The organism is Pontibacter sp. LHS1 (assembly GCF_058932855.1).
The window spans coordinates 219,948-234,163 of record NZ_JBZYWF010000005.1 but is presented as its reverse complement, the minus strand read 5'-3'; the positions used below and the strand labels follow the sequence as shown (position 1 = coordinate 234,163).

Here is a 14,216-nt window from a genome sequence, read left to right as displayed (position 1 = left end):
TGTAAAACCTGTCGTACTATTGCAGCCTGAAATTTAGAGGATAATGGAATCTTGGTTAGGATACGCACTCGTTGCCATGCTCACTGGGGGCGTGGCAATGGTGTTTGCAAAGATGGGCATGAATAACAACGCCAACGAGCATCTGGCGCTGGTGATACGCACAGGGGTATTGTTTATGATGGTGCTGGGCCACGCACTCTACGCAGGCGGCCTCAAATCAGCCCGACTGATCGACAACAAAACCCTGACCTGGTTTATACTGGCGGGGGCCTGTACCGCCATCTACTGGATTCTCTATTTCAAAGCCATCAAAACAGCCGATGTGTCAGTGGTGGCGACGATCGACCGGGCAGGTATACTGGTGACGGTGGGCCTCTCCTACTTTCTGCTGAACGAGCCGCTTACGCCCCGCCTGCTGCTGGGAATGGGCGTGATCTTATGCGGTACTTTAATTTTGATCTGGAAATAAAAGATGATACAGATTAAACCAATGCAAAGGGAGCATGCCAGCGAGGTGCTCCGCATCTACGGCGAAGGCCTGGAGACGGGCCAAGCGACCTTCAACACAGAAGTGCCTACCTGGGAGGAATGGGACCGCAGCCACCTGCCACACACCCGTCTGATTGCGATAGAAAGTGATGAAGTGCTGGGTTGGGTGGCGCTCCTGCCTGTCTCCTCCAGAGCCTGCTACCGGGGTGTGGCCGAGTTCAGCATTTACATCGCCAGCCGCCATCGCGGCAGAGGTATAGCCGACCAACTGATGCGCGCCATGATCGAAGAGAGCGAAGCCAACGGCATCTGGACGCTGCATTCCTCCACTTTCCCCGAGAACACGATCAGCCTGCGTATACAGGAGCGCCACGGCTTCCGGCAAATCGGCTACCGCGACCGCATCGCCCAGTTGCACGGGGTATGGCGCAACACTATTTTGCTCGAGCGACGAAGCAACAAGTTCTGAACTGATCACGTGTAGTCACTAAAAAGCCTATGGAAATCATCAGCATACCTTCTTTTCTGGATTACTACGGCAAGATCAGGCAGCGCACCGAGCGTGTCATCGCCTGTATACCTGCCGACCAATTCGACTGGACCTACCGGGAAGGTAAATTCACCTTTGCCGACCAGATCCGGCACATCGCGGCAATTGAGCGCTACCTGTACGCCGAAACTGTGATGGGCAGACCAGCAGCCTATACTGGCTGCGGCAGAGAGTTAGCTGATGATCCGGAGCAGGTGCTGGCATTTTTCCGGGAGAAGCACCAGGAAAGTCTCGCCATTTTCAGCAGCCTGTCTGACCAGGACCTGCAGCAGAAAATACAAACACCGGGAGGCGGACAGATTACGTGCTGGAAATGGCTTCGCGCGTTGATAGAGCATGAAATTCACCACCGGGCGCACATCTATACCTACCTGGGTATACTGGGCGTACCGACCCCTCCAATATTCGGCCTTACATCAGAAGAGGTGCAGGAACAAAGTGCTCAGGCATCCAAAATTTAGCACATAAAAAAACGCCACTACAGCGAGCAGTGGCGTTTTTCTGTTGGCTATACCTGATCAGCAGGTATAAAAACTATATCGTTCGCATGGTGAGGGCTTTGTAGTCCCACACTCTGATATCATGCCCGTACTGTGTCTGGTCGATAAACGGACCGCGGCAGATTTTGTCTTTTGGCGGTTCTACATCATACTGCTCTTTGGCCCGCAGCAGCAGTTCGTCCATCAGCCAGCGGGGTATAATGTCACGGTCGGATGGGTACACGAACTGGAAACTCATGAACTGGGCCAGCAACAGTTGCCAGTGCTGTTCAGTATAAGACCACAGCCGGTTCCAGTCCAGCTTTTCGCCACAGCTAAGGATGATATGATTGATGTCAGAGCCATCGTAGCGCTCCCTGTTCTGCACGTACAGTTTGCACCAGATCAGCTCCTCGGCAGGCATAAATTTCACCTTTACACCGTATAACTCGCCCTCCGTGGCATACTCAAACCAACGATCATCCACCGGGCACATGCTGGCGGGGTTGTTGAAGATCAGGTCCATCAGGTGCTCGCCTTTTTTGGCTTTAGCCAGCCAGCGGGCGTCGGTCATTTCGGTATAGTATCCCTCCTCAGCAAAGGTTTTGAGAATGCGGGGGCACTCTCCCACCTTGCAGAAAATGTCCATGTCTTTTGTTGCCCTGTTGATCCCTGTGTACATATCAAGGGCAAGACCACCACCTACCAGGAACTTTGCCTCACTCTTGACCAGCAGGCTCAGCGCTTCTTTGTAAAAGCTCTCTGCGGTTAGTTCGCCAGGGGGAGTCTGCTCTGCTTTCACCGCTTTTCTCTTAGTTTTTACCGGGGCCTGGGCAGTTTTTATTTTTGTATGATTCAGTTGCTTACTCATGTGTTAAATTCAGGCTCTGTGATCGATGTAATCTTCAGCAGGAGACAGCATGGCCTGAAGACCGCCTCTGTCAGAAACAGTCTAAATTGTACTACTCCTTAATCTAAAACTGAGGTAAGTGGTTTACTGATAAAGCGCTTAATTAGTTGTAGCACTGACTAAATAAACAATCAGGTAAGGTATAGTCACAATTTTCCCTTGAAAGGCAAAATTTAATTTGGATGAAACCTTGAATACATCAATAGAAATCCAAAGCTGAACTGAAGGTATTGCCAGCCTTTACATAGAAAGGAAAGTTGGCGGTAGCAACGTTTCCCTGCCCGTCATAGACATAGGCATAGAGACGGTAGGCCCCGTCACGCTGCGGAGCTTTGAGGGTGACGCTGTTTCCTGTTGTATTATGGATCGCATCAGGTATAGCGTCAGGCTTTTGTTCTTTGATGGCGTTGCCGTCTTCACTTACCGTTTCGGGCAGCAACTCCCACTGCACTTGCAGGCTATCGCCGTCGGGATCGGTGGCGAACACCGCCGCCGAGGACAATTCACCAGGCTGCAGGTATACCTGGTCAGATGGGAAGATGTCTTTGAGCGAGAGATAGGCGATGTGCGGCGCCCGGTTGAAGTCCCGCTTCCCGCTCCAGATCTCCCGCATTACCTGCGCCATTTCGGTTTCTTCGCCGGTCTCGGTCATAATGCTGAACCAAGTCGGGGTGGTTTCGTACTTGTAGCCCCATATAAAAGCATAAGCACCCAGGCAGCGGTCAGGGTCAGCCAGCACGGTCTTCTCATACCTTTCGCGGGCAAAGGATGCTTTCTCGGAGCTAGTCTGCTCGATCGGAGCATACCACCAGGTCGTGTAAGTCTCCCAGTAGCCTCTTCCTCCGAACTCGGCTATCACATAAGGCCCGCTCCAGTTGGTTTCACGGATTTCGGCCGGCAGGTCGTGCAGGGCACCGAAGGAGTTAATGGAAAGTATGTCGATGGCCGGGCAGCGTCGCTTGATCAGGTTGACAACCTGCTTCGGCACATTCATGACAGTAGTGGTAGTCGGGTGGTTCGGATCTATTTCATGGATCATTTCGGCAATGCCGTTCACCGCATCCCATACCTTCACGTTGGAGCCTTCGGCATACAGTTCGTTGCCCACCACCCACATCAGCAGGGCAGGATGGTCCTTATACTTCAGCACTTCCTGGCGCAAACGTTCCTTCTGGGCCGCCACATCCTCTTTGTCGTAGTAGTTGAAGCCTTCCCGCTCCCGCTCCATCCAGAGTCCCAGCATAACGGTCAGCCCCTGCTCGTGTGCCTCGTCGAGAATGCGCTGTGCATCGTCGGTGTGCCACACCCGGATCGAGTTGCCGCCATAGGCCGCCACCTTGTCGAAGTGTTCGTAACCTGCGGCCCCCTTTATAAAGTACGGCTCGCCATTGCGGTACAGGGTATACCTGTCCCCTTCCTTTACTACCTCCACTGTACGACCCGTTTTGACATATCGCTCATTATCAGATGTTCTAAAAGAACAAGAACTGATCAGGAGTAGGCAAATCAAATAAATTGTACTATTCCGGATAAAATAAACCATACTGTTGGGTAGCATATTGGCAGGTAAAGACGGGTATAAGTGATTAGAATTAGGGTAAAGCAACAGAACTTTTGAGGCTAATACGAGTATAAACCACAGATGTTATTGTACCAGATAATCACAAAACATGCAAAAAAGCTTCTGCATGGAAATTAAACCATCCTAAAATAATACACGATCCTGTTCGCTGATGTATAACATTCCCGCCAGTAACCCTAAAGTACAGCATACTTCTATTCCGGGCGTTGTGCCCAAGCCAAAGGACGTGCTGACCATCCGGCTCATGATCGTGATGGGCCTGCTCACCATGGTGCTGTTCCTTTACTGGTTTATCGATGCAGACCATATCGGCTACCTGCCGCTCTACATACTCCTGACCACTGCCCTCGGCTTTAAATTGCTGCGCACCCTGCATGAGTGGTACCATTACTTTGATGTGAGCGTACCGGTTAAGCCAAAGCTGCGCACTGAGTTTAAGGTAGATGTGCTGACCACCTTTTGTGCCGGTGAGCCTTACGACATGATCATCAACACGCTGGAGGCCATTCAGCGCATCCGCTACCCGCACACCACCTATCTCTGCGACGAAGCCGACGATCCTTACCTGAAGGAACAGTGCAGAAGGCTGGGTGTGATTCACGTTACCCGTACCAAAAAGATCAATGCCAAGGCGGGCAACATCAACAATGCGCTGCAGCAGGCTACCGGCGATATCTGTCTGATCCTGGACCCGGATCACGTGCCCGTGCCGGAGTTTCTGGATGAGGTGCTGCCTTACTTTGAAGATCCGGAGATAGGCTACGTACAGTGCGTGCAGGCTTACTACAACCAGAAGGAAAGTCTGGTGGCTTATGGTGCCGCAGAGCAGACCTACAACTTTTACGGCCCCATGATGATGGGCATGAACGCACACGGTACAGCGCAGGCCATCGGGGCCAACTGCGTTTTCCGCCGCAGCGCCCTCGATAGCATTGGCGGACATGCAGCCGGTCTGGCCGAGGACATGCACACGGCTATGCAACTGCACGCCAAAGGCTGGAAATCGGTATACGTGCCCAAAATCCTGAACCGAGGCCTGGTACCCGGCACGCTGGCCGCCTACTACAAGCAGCAGGTAAAGTGGAGTCGCGGTACCTTTGAGCTGCTCTTCACGGTATACCCAAAGCTGTTCAAACACTTCACCTGGCGGCAGCGCATCCACTACGGCACACTGCCGCTCTACTACCTGTTTGGGGTCTTCAATCTGATCGATTTCCTGATTCCTTCCCTGGCGCTGATCATGGCGGAATTTCCGTGGTATGTGTCTCTGGGAGAATTCCTGATCATGTTCACTCCGTTCTTCCTGATCTCCATTGCCATCCGGCAGTATGCACAGCGCTGGTACCACGAGAAGAATGAAAAAGGCTTCCATATGTTCGGGGGCATTCTGCGTACCGGCACCTGGTGGATTTTCCTGCTGGGGCTCGTTTACTCTATCTTCCGGGTGAAGGTGCCTTATATACCTACCCCTAAAGATGACAAGCCGAAAAACAACTGGCTGCTGAGTCTGCCCAACATGCTGATGGTCGGGCTGATGCTCGGAGCCATCGCCTACAGCCAGCACCTGTACGGGCACCTGTATACCAATCCGTATGTGCAGATGATGGCCATGTTCTCGCTCGTGAATGTTTTCATATTAGGCTCTGTGGTGGTGATCGGGCAGGAGAAGTTCATACAGTGGGTGCGACACAACATCCTGCACGCACACCTGCTCCAGCCTGTGCTGCAACCGCTGCGCTTAGCGATCTGGCGCACCCGGCACAGCTTTTACGACGGCATCCGCTACGTGGCCATTTTGATCACAATGGTCTCTGTGGCTGTTTCTACCAGTTTCCTGCTGTTTGGCTACAAGCCTTACAATACCGCTCAGGGGCAGGACAAGCCGCTGGTGCAGAAACCTGTGAACGCCGGGGCTCGCCCACAAACCATTCTTCCCGCCAGTCTGCTGCCCAGCACACAGTAAGTACGGGCACAAATTGCCCAACAGTTGACGGTCGCTCTCGTTTATAGGTATAATGCATTGATGTAGAACGCTAAAACTTAGAACTATGAACAGATATTCATCAGACCGAGATCATGACCGTAATGAAAGGGATTTCCATACCCGTCGATCAGAGCGTTATCGTCATCCGGAGCAGGACAGCGGCTATCGCTTCGACGACTATGGCTCTGCTGCTCACGGGGGCTACGGCAACGAAACCTACCAGGACACCTGGGGCAACCAGGGCAATGAACGGGGTGGATCGCGTAACTACTCTAACATCAACATCACCGACAGCGATACCTACAGCACTTCCCGCAACTATGGCAACATGGGCAGCTATGGCGGTGCCCAGGGCTTTGGCGACATCCGGGGCGGCCGCCACGATTCTGATCACCCGTTTGACAGCGGCATGGGCTCTCAGCGCAGGTATGGCAGTGAAGGCAGGGGATCGATGGGTAACCGGGGCTACCAGGATGAAGGCCGCGACTACAGCCGCCGCAACAGGTATGGCTCCGACCGCGAAGACCTGTACGGCAACGAGGTATCGCGCCGATTTGAAGGCAGCAGTGGCCAGGGCCGCTATGACTTTGAGCGGGACGACTACTACAGCTCCAACTATGGTGATGACCAGGGCAACTACATGGGCAGCGGCTATAACCGCGAAACCCGCAGCAGGTATGGCGAAGGCGACTACGGCTCGAGCGGCTTTATGCAGTCCGGAAGCCAGTCAGGCAGCCAAATGAACAGAGACAGAAATAGAGATAGGGATAGAGACAGAAACAGAGATGACCGTCGACCACGGGAATTCAACTCCGCTCAGAATCGCTGGAACAACGACTGGTAACTGGTAATAAGGAGTAGAACTTATCAAAAACAGGAAAGGCGCAGCTTATCGTTGCGCCTTTCCTGTTTTTGGGGTGTCTTTTGGATCATTAGTTTCTTTAGGCTGAATACAGAGTTTGAGGATGTCCTTCCTTGTGCCGTAAAAGATATTGCAATCCACAGGGCCCCGTATACCTTCTATCACGCCGCGATCCGTGTGCTGCCAAAACGATAGCAAGGCACGGTCGGTGCGCTGCATCTTCAGCTCTTTCACATTGTAGTGCGCGATCCAGAGCGTGTATTCGTCAAAATAACCTTCGAGATATTCTTTGTAGAAACTGTAGCCGGTATAGATGATCGGCTTCACGCCATAGGCCCGCTCCACGTGTACCAACCACTCTTTGATATCGCCCCGGAAGTGATTGAGCGGCTGCTTGCCGCGAACTTCCACATCCAGCACAGGCGGCAGGTCGCCGGGTTGCAGCACCACCGTCTGAACGAAGTTGCGGGCCTGTTCCTCAGGCGAGACGCTGGGGCGGTAAAAATGGTAAGCTCCCCGGATGATGCCCACCTCCTGCGTGCCCTCCCAGTTGCGCTCGTAGTGACTGTCCTTTAGCTTCACGCCTTCGGTGGCCTTGATAAAAGCAAAAGAGACATCGTTGTCGCGCACCTTCTCCCAGTTGATCTTGCGCTGGTATTTGGACACGTCTATACCCAGGATCGTATTGCCAAGCGGGCTATGCCCTTCGGGCCAGATGGGTTGTTTCTTCTCCGTAAATAACTCCACATACAGCACCAGCAAGCCAATCGCCGCGACTACACCTACACCAATCCAGAAAGGCAGTTTCGACTGCTTTTTCTTTCCTTTCTTCCGCTTAGGCGCAGCACGGGGCACCTTTGGGGCCTGCGCGGCCTTTTTGGGCGTCCGGATGGGTTTAAGCGGTGGGGGCGTTTTAACTGTACTCATAGCTTCCTGCGGGGAAAGCAAAGATATGCCTTTCAGGCAAATGGAAGGTATAGGTCTGATCAAAAAAGATTGTCTGCACAGGAGGCTATACCTTATATTGGCTCCTAATTACACCTTAAATCGTTGTCTTCACCACTATGACAACAGAACAGTTTCTCCCAATCCCGTAAAATAAAATTCACGAACAAAGAGAGGCATGAACAATAGCAAGGATAGACTTTACCGGGATGTAGCACAGCTTACGGGTATACAGCCCGCACGAAACTACCAGAACATGGGGTCGCTCGAGGAGGCGGTCAGGTATATCAAGGGTGAGTTAGAGAAGCTGGATTGTGATGTGAGGGAGCAGCCTTTTAAAGTTGACAACAGAACCTACAAAAACGTGGTGGCCCTGTTTAAAGGCCAAAGCAATGCTGAGCGCCTGGTGGTGGGTGCGCATTATGATGTGTGTGGCGATCAGCCCGGTGCCGACGACAATGCCAGCGGTGTAGCCGGCTTGCTCGAAACAGCCCGGCTCCTGCACGAACACAAGCCTTCGCTGCGGCATGATGTGGAACTGGTGGCCTACTGTCTGGAAGAGCCGCCCTTCTTTGCCAGCGAGGACATGGGCAGCGCCGTGCACGCCCGAAAACTGCAGGAGCAGAAAGTGAAAGTACGCGCGATGATCTGCTATGAAATGATCGGCTACTTTTCGGATGAACCTAACTCACAGAAGTTCCCGGATCCGGAGCTGGCGAAGCACTATCCTGATAAGGGTAACTTTATAGTAGTTGTCGGCAAGACAGGACAGGAAGCCTATACCCAGCAGATACGTGACCTCATGCGCCAGCATACCTCCATCGATGTGCAGTCGGTTAACCTGCCGGCCGGCTTCGGATTGGTGGGCCTATCCGATCACCGTAACTACTGGAAGTACAACATCAACGCCATCATGATCAACGACTCTTCCTTCCTGCGCAATCCGCACTACCACCAGACCAGCGACACCATCGACACGCTCGACTTCGATAAAATGGCGGCTGTGGTGCAGGGAGTGTACGGTGCGCTCATCAGGTTGTAAATAAAAGCGGTGCTTCGCAGGAGGCTAACCAGCTGCGACGCACCGACTTTCAACTGAATTTATACCTAAAGCTACTTAAGGTTGCGCTATACCTGACAGATGCTCCAGCCGCTGCCCATCCATATTAGTATAGCTCCCCATCACATCGGCAGTGAGGCAGGAATGAATCGGGAGAATCCCTATCAGATCACCGATCTTATACCTGTCAAAAAGTGCTTTGCTGGCCCGTATGGTACCGTGCTCCTGCGACAGTGCTATTAGTTCTATACCTTCCAGCGGCTCTGACCAACCGTTCTCGCTCAGCTCCACCACACGCCCGAAAATCAGCGAACCATCTGCTCCCACCAGGCTGTCTTTTGAAAAATGCACGCTGCCTCCGTGCACGATGATCTCGTTGCGCTCCGGATGCTTCGCGATCACCGGACAGGCCATACACACCGCTATCTGCTCGAAACTGCAGGAGCCGATGTGCTGCTGCGTGAGGTCGTAGAAAACGTAATTACCCGGTCTGATCTCGTCCACCCCTGTTATGGTTTGTAGAATGCTGCACGATGGCGTATCGCCGATGGACACCTTCAACTCCGGAAAACGAGCCTTATACCTGTCGCGCACCAGATTCAGGAGAAAAACGGTGGTATGGTGAATAGTGCGGATCGCCTCTGCATCCGTTTGCTTGTAGGTATGACCATCGTGGGCGAGCACGCCTGTGAACTGCAGCTTATCACTCTGCTCCAGCAAAGCCACAATCGCGTCCAGTTCTTCATGGCTGTGCGGCAGAATGCCCGTGCGGCGGTAGCCTGTGTCGATCTTAAGCCAGAGGTTAACGGGTTGCTGCAGCTGCTCTGCCAGGGCCTGCACCGTTTCGATGTTCACAGCCACCAGATGCAGCTTTATCTTGGACGCCAGTTCGTTTACCAGCGCCATATCGCGGATGTTCACAGGTATAGCCACCATAATGTCGGTCCAGCCGTGGGCGGCAAAATAGCGGGCCATCTGGAGCGACGACACAGTTATACCTGTCGTTCCCGTCTCGCGGAACCACTCCCCCACCTGCGCCGACTGGTGCGTTTTGAAGTGCGGACGCAGCCGGATGTTGTTGCGTTCAGCCTTTTCAGCCATCATCGTGATGTTCTGGCGGCACTTCTGTTCGTCCACTAAAAGGGTGGTTTGTGTGATATGGTCGAGCATATGATTAAAGTTTGAGAGGTGTACAATGTGTTTGGTACAAAGGGAAACTTGTAGGGGATTGTTATCGAAATTTCATTTTTCATGACAACTATCACCCCTTTGCCCTGCCCGAAATTTCAGAAAAAACGCTCTGACTGACAAATGTCATTTCTTTGGCGGCTTAGGTGCCCGACCTTTGTAACCGTAATGAAGCAGCTATTGCTTCGATGTACCTTTTAGAAGAACCGATCATGAAAACTGCTGCAACTCCTGCTGAACTACTGGCCAAGTACGATGTACCTTCGCCACGCTATACCAGCTACCCTACCGTACCGTTCTGGGACGAAAAACCCCTGACCGAAGCGCGTTGGAAGTCACACGTGCAGCAGGCTTTCCGAGCCACAAATAAGAAAGAAGGCATCAGCCTATACCTGCACCTCCCTTTTTGTGAGGCCCTGTGCACCTACTGCGGCTGTAACAAGCGCATCACCAAAAACCACGCGGTTGAGTCGCCTTACCTGGAGGCGCTCCTTCAGGAATGGGAGCAGTATATCGAACTGTTCGACGAGAAGCCACGCATCACAGAGCTGCACCTGGGGGGCGGCACCCCGACTTTCTTCAGCGCAGCCAACCTCAAAAATCTGCTGGAGCGTCTGCTCGAGAAAACCGAAACTACTACCAATGCGGCTTTCAGCATCGAAGTACACCCGAACGCCACGAACCGCGAGCAGCTGCAGGTACTTTACGACCTGGGTTTCCGCAGACTGAGCGTGGGTATACAAGACTTTGACCCCTACGTGCAGCTGATCATCAACCGCATCCAGACGTTCGAGAAGACAAAGGAAATATTTGATATAGCCCGCGAAATCGGCTATACCTCCATCAACGGCGACATCATCTACGGGCTGCCGCACCAGACTGCAAAGAGTGTGCGTCATACTATTGAGAAAGTGAAAGAACTGCGTCCGGAGCGCATCGCCTTCTACAGCTACGCCCACGTGCCCTGGAAGAGCAAAGGCCAGCGCCGCTACTCAGAGGCTGATCTGCCAGCACCAGATGTAAAACGTGGACTGTACGAACTGGGCCGCGCCATGCTGGAAGAGGCCGGTTACATTGAAACTGGTATGGACCACTTCGCCCTGCCGGAAGACGAGCTTTGCATTGCCTCGGCAAATGGCACCCTGCACCGCAACTTCATGGGCTATACCCCACGCCATACCCAACTGCTGATCGGCCTGGGCTGCTCCAGCATCTCTGACACGGGCACTGCCTTCATGCAGAACATCAAGGAAGTGGAAGCCTATGAAGAAACGGTTTTAACTGGTCATCTGCCTATCTTCAAAGGCCACGAGCTGACTGGCGAAGACATGCTGCTGCGCACCCACATTCAAAACCTGATGTGCCGCGACTACACCAGCTGGGAGCCCGAGGAACTGCCATATTTTGTAGATGCGCTGATGCGTCTGCAGCCCTTGGCTGACGATGGCCTGGTAGAGTACAGCAACCAGGACATACAGGTGTTGCCTGCTGGTAAGCCTTTCGTGCGCAACATCGCCATGTGCCTGGATGCCCGCCTGTGGGCTGGAAAGAAGACCGTACCGATTTTCAGTAAGTCTGTTTAAGGTGCATAGGTTTGATTTTGATTGATTATTCAGACCAACCGCAAAGTCCGGGTACCGCAAGGTATGCCGGACTTTTGTTTTTCCGTACCTTTGCCAAAACAGCACCTGACGGTCTATGTCCTTTTTATACCTCAAAGCCCTGCACATTATTTTTGTAGTAACCTGGTTTGCCGGCCTATTCTACATTGTGCGTCTGTTTATTTACTTTGCTGAGGCGGCTGAAAAGCCGGAGCCGGAGCGTAGCATTTTACAGAACCAGTTCCGGATCATGCAAAAAAGACTGTGGTATGGCATCACCTGGCCATCGGCCATTCTGACCCTGATCTTCGGCACCAGCATTGTGATTACTCTGGGACTCTATGATCCGTTTCCGGGCTGGCTTATCTGGAAGATCGCTTTTGTGGTAGGGCTCTATGTGTACCACCTCTTTTGCCATAGCATCTTCAAGCAGCAGCAAAACGGCATCATCAAGTATACCTCCACACAGTTGCGTATCTGGAATGAGGTAGCCACGGTTTTCCTGATCGCGATTGTATTTCTGGTGGTGCTCAAAAATGCGCTGAGCATGGTATGGGGTATTGTGGGACTGCTGCTGTTTTCGGCCTTGCTGATGCTGGCCATTCGCATTTACAAACGCACCCGCGAAGCGAAGCAGATGCGTTAAGCTGCTCAACAATTCGTGCTTTGCGCCGGATTTTGTACCTTTGAACAAACACACAAATCATGAAACAAGCCGCCCTGAAGCCAAACGAGAGAGAACTGATCAAACTGATACGCTTTTTCAGCAAGCGTGCTGCAAAGCTGATGGAGGAAGGTGAACTCAGTGCGGAGCATTCACAGCTCACAGCTGCCTGCCAGAATCTGGAAACACAGTTGATCACGCATGCCACCAACCGCAGCGCCATCATGGACAAGCGGGAGCGCCTGCTCAACATCATCGAAGACAATGCCCAGTGCCCGAAGTGCAACAAAGCCGACATGCTGAAGCGCACCGGCTCCACCACCAACGAGCATGGCTGGAAATGCAATACCTACAAGTGCCGCCGTTGTAACACAGGCTTCACCTGGAACCGCCCCAACAACCCCTGGGATATGGTGGAGTTCTTGGAAATGTACATCGGTCAGTTGCAGTTAGCCATGGCCGCCGAGCAAAACCAGGAGGTGATCAACCATACGGAAGATGCTGTGGCACAAATGAAGGAAAGCCTGAGCCGTCTGCGTCCGGTGTTGCAAACATCAGACGAAGAAGTGGACGCCCTGCAGCAGAAAGAAAAGGAAATGGATAAATTGATCCATCAGTTCAAGACCTACCTCCAGATTGAGAAGATCAAACTGAACGCCTATCCGGAAGAGGAAGAAACTGAGGAGGAGGAAGACAATCAATAATAGAGTGTCTTTTTGCAATCCGACTCTGAAGGCAAAAGTTGGTTCTCTAAGAACTCACAGCAGCTTCAAAAGTGAAGGATAAGTAGGAATGAAGGTCATAAAATGCAGAAAGCCGGTGCAGCAGGTATAGGTATAAAACCTAACTGCTGCACCGGCTTTTTTATCTACGTAATAAGCCTAGCGTCTCTTTCGTCCACCGCCTTTGGCTGCCGGAGCGTTTCTGCTGGCGCCTCTGGAACCAGCGCTGCTTTTTCCTCCTGACTTCTTAGCCCCCGGCCCTTTGGAAGCACCACGCTGGCCTCTGCTGCCTTTGGAATCGCTTGCCCCGAAACCGCTTTTCTTGCCTGCAACACCTTCCTTTCGTGGTGGTCTGCTGCCAGACGAAGATTTCTTGCGAGCTGGCTGCGAAGTTTGCGACTGACTGGAAGCTGCCTTTTTCTTAGCCACTGAGCCTTCCTCAGTCTTCACAGAGTCAGCCACCTGGCTTTGAATCTCAGCAATTTCTTCGTCGGTGAGTTCACGCCATTGGCCCAATGGGAGCTTGGCCAGCGTGATGTTCATGATGCGGATGCGCTGCAGGGTTTGCACCTCGTAGCCCAAGGTCTCCGTCATGCGCCGGATCTGGCGGTTCATACCTTGCGTCAGGATGATGCGGAATTTGTTCGCACCCAACTGCTCTACAAAACACTTTTTGGTGTTCACGCCAAGTATAGATACCCCGTTGCTCATCTTCTGCACAAAATCCTCGTTAATAGGCTTGTCCACGGTCACGATATACTCCTTTTCGTGCTTGTTGCCAGCCCGCAGGATCTTGTTGACAATGTCGCCGTCGTTGGTCAGGAAGATCAGGCCCTCCGAATCTTTATCGAGGCGGCCGATTGGAAAAATACGCTCCGGGTAATTCACGAAACGGATGATATTATCACGCTGCGAGAGGTCGGTGGTGGTTTCTATACCGGCTGGTTTGTTAAGTGCCAGGTATACGGGGGCTACCTGATTCCATTGCAGCGTTTTGCCGTCAACCTGAATTTTGTCTTTGCCTTTAATTCTGGCTCCGACTTCGGGCGGTTTGCCATTCACCAGTACCCTCCCCTGCTCAATCAGTTTATCTGCTTCGCGACGGGAACAGATGCCTGCGTCGCTAATGAACTTGTTTAAGCGGATGCCGTCGGATGTGTGTTGTGTCATAATCTGAAAT

14 protein-coding genes are annotated in these 14,216 nt (G+C 52.5%); 9 read left to right on the top strand and 5 right to left on the bottom strand.

Annotated features, from left to right (window positions below; translation table 11 throughout):
- Positions 1–43: 43 nt before the first annotated feature.
- Genes AC5FXQ_RS12250 through AC5FXQ_RS12240 form a run of 3 tightly spaced genes read left to right on the top strand, consistent with a single transcriptional unit; the run spans position 44 to position 1,500 of the window.
- A complete protein-coding gene (locus tag AC5FXQ_RS12250; protein WP_493602713.1) occupies positions 44–469 on the top strand; it encodes an EamA family transporter in 426 nt (141 codons plus the stop codon).
- 3 nt (positions 470–472) lie between these two features.
- On the top strand, positions 473–958 hold the full coding sequence (locus AC5FXQ_RS12245; RefSeq protein WP_493602712.1) for a GNAT family N-acetyltransferase: 486 nt from the start codon (positions 473–475) through the stop codon (positions 956–958).
- A gap of 29 nt (positions 959–987) precedes the next feature.
- Complete coding sequence (locus tag AC5FXQ_RS12240; protein WP_493602711.1) at positions 988–1,500, top strand: DinB family protein; 513 nt, start codon at positions 988–990, stop codon at positions 1,498–1,500.
- Positions 1,501–1,573: 73 nt separating this feature from the next.
- Here AC5FXQ_RS12240 and AC5FXQ_RS12235 read toward each other — a convergent pair whose 3' ends face one another.
- Both AC5FXQ_RS12235 and AC5FXQ_RS12230 read right to left on the bottom strand, forming a co-directional pair.
- A complete protein-coding gene (locus AC5FXQ_RS12235) occupies positions 1,574–2,389 on the bottom strand; it encodes a nucleotidyltransferase (protein ID WP_493602710.1) in 816 nt (271 codons plus the stop codon).
- Positions 2,390–2,627: 238 nt separating this feature from the next.
- Entirely contained in the window at positions 2,628–3,860 is a 1,233-nt protein-coding gene (locus AC5FXQ_RS12230; RefSeq protein WP_493602709.1) for a glycoside hydrolase family 2 TIM barrel-domain containing protein, read from the bottom strand.
- Between the two features lie 301 nt (positions 3,861–4,161).
- On the opposite strand from AC5FXQ_RS12230, the gene AC5FXQ_RS12225 reads away from it, so the two are divergent.
- Positions 4,162–5,973 (top strand): glycosyltransferase family 2 protein, encoded by a 1,812-nt coding sequence (locus AC5FXQ_RS12225; protein WP_493602708.1) that lies wholly within the window; start codon positions 4,162–4,164, stop codon positions 5,971–5,973.
- Positions 5,974–6,058: 85 nt separating this feature from the next.
- Positions 6,059–6,838 carry a hypothetical protein gene (locus AC5FXQ_RS12220; protein ID WP_493602707.1) on the top strand — a complete coding sequence of 260 codons (780 nt, stop codon included), beginning with the start codon at positions 6,059–6,061 and terminating at the stop codon, positions 6,836–6,838.
- Positions 6,839–6,883: 45 nt separating this feature from the next.
- Here AC5FXQ_RS12220 and AC5FXQ_RS12215 read toward each other — a convergent pair whose 3' ends face one another.
- Entirely contained in the window at positions 6,884–7,783 is a 900-nt protein-coding gene (locus AC5FXQ_RS12215) for a glycoside hydrolase family 25 protein (RefSeq protein ID WP_493602706.1), read from the bottom strand.
- Positions 7,784–7,979: 196 nt separating this feature from the next.
- On the opposite strand from AC5FXQ_RS12215, the gene AC5FXQ_RS12210 reads away from it, so the two are divergent.
- Positions 7,980–8,843, top strand: a complete 864-nt coding sequence (locus tag AC5FXQ_RS12210; RefSeq protein ID WP_493602705.1) for a M28 family peptidase — start codon at positions 7,980–7,982, stop codon at positions 8,841–8,843.
- 75 nt (positions 8,844–8,918) lie between these two features.
- Here the strand turns inward: AC5FXQ_RS12210 and AC5FXQ_RS12205 are convergent, their stop codons facing one another.
- Positions 8,919–10,031, bottom strand: coding sequence for an alanine racemase (locus AC5FXQ_RS12205; protein ID WP_493602704.1), 1,113 nt, complete (start codon positions 10,029–10,031; stop codon positions 8,919–8,921).
- Between the two features lie 230 nt (positions 10,032–10,261).
- On the opposite strand from AC5FXQ_RS12205, the gene hemN reads away from it, so the two are divergent.
- The 3 genes from hemN to AC5FXQ_RS12190 all read left to right on the top strand — a co-directional run bounded on the left by hemN (position 10,262) and on the right by AC5FXQ_RS12190 (position 13,018).
- Positions 10,262–11,632: an oxygen-independent coproporphyrinogen III oxidase gene (gene hemN / locus AC5FXQ_RS12200; protein WP_493602703.1), complete on the top strand. Its 1,371-nt coding sequence runs from the start codon at positions 10,262–10,264 to the stop codon at positions 11,630–11,632.
- A 115-nt stretch (positions 11,633–11,747) separates the two neighbouring features.
- Entirely contained in the window at positions 11,748–12,296 is a 549-nt protein-coding gene (locus AC5FXQ_RS12195) for a CopD family protein (protein ID WP_493602702.1), read from the top strand.
- Between the two features lie 59 nt (positions 12,297–12,355).
- A complete protein-coding gene (locus tag AC5FXQ_RS12190) occupies positions 12,356–13,018 on the top strand; it encodes a hypothetical protein (RefSeq protein ID WP_493602701.1) in 663 nt (220 codons plus the stop codon).
- Between the two features lie 177 nt (positions 13,019–13,195).
- Here AC5FXQ_RS12190 and rluF read toward each other — a convergent pair whose 3' ends face one another.
- Positions 13,196–14,206 carry a 23S rRNA pseudouridine(2604) synthase RluF gene (gene rluF, locus AC5FXQ_RS12185; RefSeq protein ID WP_493602700.1) on the bottom strand — a complete coding sequence of 337 codons (1,011 nt, stop codon included), beginning with the start codon at positions 14,204–14,206 and terminating at the stop codon, positions 13,196–13,198.
- Between the last annotated feature and the right edge of the window lie 10 nt (positions 14,207–14,216).

Coding starts and splice junctions, on each gene's coding strand:
- AC5FXQ_RS12250 (WP_493602713.1), top strand. CDS start 44: ATGGAATCTTGGTTAGGATACGCACTCGTTGCCATGCTCACTGGGGGC.
- AC5FXQ_RS12245 (WP_493602712.1), top strand. CDS start 473: ATGATACAGATTAAACCAATGCAAAGGGAGCATGCCAGCGAGGTGCTC.
- AC5FXQ_RS12240 (WP_493602711.1), top strand. CDS start 988: ATGGAAATCATCAGCATACCTTCTTTTCTGGATTACTACGGCAAGATC.
- AC5FXQ_RS12235 (WP_493602710.1), bottom strand. CDS start 2,389: ATGAGTAAGCAACTGAATCATACAAAAATAAAAACTGCCCAGGCCCCG.
- AC5FXQ_RS12225 (WP_493602708.1), top strand. CDS start 4,162: ATGTATAACATTCCCGCCAGTAACCCTAAAGTACAGCATACTTCTATT.
- AC5FXQ_RS12220 (WP_493602707.1), top strand. CDS start 6,059: ATGAACAGATATTCATCAGACCGAGATCATGACCGTAATGAAAGGGAT.
- AC5FXQ_RS12215 (WP_493602706.1), bottom strand. CDS start 7,783: ATGAGTACAGTTAAAACGCCCCCACCGCTTAAACCCATCCGGACGCCC.
- AC5FXQ_RS12210 (WP_493602705.1), top strand. CDS start 7,980: ATGAACAATAGCAAGGATAGACTTTACCGGGATGTAGCACAGCTTACG.
- AC5FXQ_RS12205 (WP_493602704.1), bottom strand. CDS start 10,031: ATGCTCGACCATATCACACAAACCACCCTTTTAGTGGACGAACAGAAG.
- hemN (WP_493602703.1), top strand. CDS start 10,262: ATGAAAACTGCTGCAACTCCTGCTGAACTACTGGCCAAGTACGATGTA.
- AC5FXQ_RS12195 (WP_493602702.1), top strand. CDS start 11,748: ATGTCCTTTTTATACCTCAAAGCCCTGCACATTATTTTTGTAGTAACC.
- AC5FXQ_RS12190 (WP_493602701.1), top strand. CDS start 12,356: ATGAAACAAGCCGCCCTGAAGCCAAACGAGAGAGAACTGATCAAACTG.
- rluF (WP_493602700.1), bottom strand. CDS start 14,206: ATGACACAACACACATCCGACGGCATCCGCTTAAACAAGTTCATTAGC.